This is a genomic window from Ureibacillus massiliensis 4400831 = CIP 108448 = CCUG 49529, assembly GCF_000772965.1.
In the GTDB taxonomy this organism is placed as follows: domain Bacteria; phylum Bacillota; class Bacilli; order Bacillales_A; family Planococcaceae; genus Ureibacillus; species Ureibacillus massiliensis.
This window is the reverse complement of sequence record NZ_JPVQ01000110.1, coordinates 1-1,460: the sequence shown is the minus strand read 5'-3', so window position 1 is coordinate 1,460 and position 1,460 is coordinate 1. Positions and strand designations below refer to the sequence as shown.

Below are 1,460 nucleotides of genomic sequence, written 5' to 3'. Positions count from 1 at the left end.
GAGAGTATAAAATATTTTGTGTAAATGAAAATTTCCATGTAAAAAGGAAGACCTTCTCTTGGTAGAATTAAGTCACCACAACCAATCCTAGAAAAGAGGTCTTCCCTATGAATCAGTTTACAACAGAAATTATCGATGCACTAGTAAAAAAACAAGATATTACCGAGGTTTTTCGTTCGCACTTGGAAATGGCGATCAACTCGCTACTTGTGACAGAGTTAACGGAATTTCTAGATTATGAAAAATATGACCGTATTGGCTTTAATTCAGGCAACTCACGCAATGGGTCTTATTCGCGTACGCTTCACACAGAGTACGGCGATTTAGCCATTCAAATTCCACGTGATCGCAATGGTGAGTTCAAACAACAGACCGTGGCTCCGTATAAGCGTTCGAATGATACGCTTGAAGATACGGTGATTCACCTGTTTAAAAAAGGCATTACGATGGCTGAAATTGCCCAGTTAATCGAAAAAATGTACGGCCATCACTATACGCCTCAAACGATTTCGAATATGACAAAAGCGGTTTCAGAAACAGTCGATGCATTTAACAACCGTTCGTTGCATAATCGTTACGTATGCGTGTATTTAGATGCGACGTATATTGCCGTGCGTCGTGATACGGTGTCCAAAGAAGCTGTCTATATCGCTGTTGGTATTCGCGAAGACGGCTCTAAAGAGGTACTCGCTTATACGATTGCCCCAACAGAGTCTGCTTACAACTGGCAAGAGCTACTAGAAGAGCTGAAAGACCGTGGTGTAGAAGACGTCTTATTATTCGTATCAGACGGCTTAAAAGGCATGGCAGACGCTGTTTTCACTGTGTTTCCAAAAGCAAAATATCAAGTCTGTTTAGTTCATGTCGGTCGCAATATTATGCATAAAGTACGCGTAGAGGATCGCAAGGAAGTCTGCGAAGATTTTAAAATGATTCACCAGGCAAAGGACGCCGAAGCAGCTGAGCTAGCACTTGGGCAGTTCTGCGAGAAATGGAGCAAATCGTACAAAAAAGTTACACAAGGCTTACTAAATAACCCGTATTTACTGACGTTTTATCAGTTTCCAAAAGCAATTTGGCGAAGCATCTACTCGACCAATTTAATTGAGTCGTTCAATAAGCAAATCAAAAAATATACAAAGCGCAAGGAACAGTTTCCGAACGAAGAATCACTGGAACGTTTTTTAGTGACGCAGTTCGAGGACTACAATCAACGTTTCGCCTCACGCTGTCACATCGGCTTCAATCAGGCACGTGCAGAGTTGGAAGAGATGTTTGAGCAGCTACATGAACCGACAAACTAACCGGGACGTGCCAGCGCGAAATTTGGGTGTCTAGGAAAGGGCTAGCCCTTTCCTAGACACCCAAATCAACACTTCGAACAAATCTATTTGAATACGAAGGTGATCATCTACCTTGAGAAGTTGAAAAGTCATTTACACAAAAATATTGACAGTACC

At 41.8% G+C, this 1,460-nt stretch carries 1 protein-coding gene; it reads left to right on the top strand.

Features of this window, described 5'->3' with window-relative positions; translation table 11 throughout:
- The first annotated feature begins 107 nt into the window (after positions 1-107).
- Complete coding sequence (locus CD30_RS19050; RefSeq protein WP_031540362.1) at positions 108-1,304, top strand: IS256 family transposase; 1,197 nt, start codon at positions 108-110, stop codon at positions 1,302-1,304.
- Positions 1,305-1,460: the final 156 nt, after the last annotated feature.

What these genes read in the sequence shown, in the direction of transcription:
- CD30_RS19050 (WP_031540362.1), top strand. Translation starts at nt 108, where the DNA reads ATGAATCAGTTTACAACAGAAATTATCGATGCACTAGTAAAAAAACAA.